Origin of the sequence: Pseudomonas sp. EA_65y_Pfl1_P113 (assembly GCF_963970525.1) — a bacterium.
GTDB classification, from domain to species: domain Bacteria; phylum Pseudomonadota; class Gammaproteobacteria; order Pseudomonadales; family Pseudomonadaceae; genus Aquipseudomonas; species Aquipseudomonas tritici.
Genome location: NZ_CAXAQM010000372.1, coordinates 1 through 513, shown reverse-complemented (window position 1 = coordinate 513; position 513 = coordinate 1). Strand labels below are relative to the sequence as shown.

The 513-nt window shown below is 64.1% G+C and carries 1 protein-coding gene; it reads right to left on the bottom strand.

Translation table 11 applies throughout. From position 1 onward, the window contains the following. Nucleotides 1-513 (bottom strand): aminotransferase class I/II-fold pyridoxal phosphate-dependent enzyme (locus AACY52_RS30115; protein WP_339561347.1); only part of this gene is annotated, 513 nt, incomplete at both ends.

Below are 513 nucleotides of genomic sequence, written 5' to 3'. Positions count from 1 at the left end.
CCCTGGAACACGGCGGCGCGCTCCTTGAGGAAACTCTGGTCGCCATTGAGTGCGGCGACAGCAGCCGCTTGGGCGATCGAGCAGGGGTTGCTGGTCGATTGCGACTGCAGCTTGGACATCGCCTTGATCAGCCACGACGCGCCCCCGGCATAACCGATCCGCCAGCCGGTCATGGCATAGGCCTTGGAGCAGCCGTTGACGGTCAGCGTGCGCTCGTACAGCGACGGGCATACTTGCGCGATCGTCGTGAATTCGAAGCCGTCATAGAGGATATGCTCGTACATATCGTCGGCGAAGATCCACACATGCGGATGGCGCTCGAGCACTTCGCCCAGCGCCTTCAGCTCGGCGGCGCTATAGGCGGCCCCGGTCGGGTTGGACGGCGAATTGAGGATCACCCATTTTGTGCGCGGGGTGATCGCGGCCTCAAGCTGCTCGGGACGCAATTTATAGCCCTGCTCCGGCCCGGCCGCGACGAACACCGGCGTTCCGCCCGCGAACAGCACGACATCG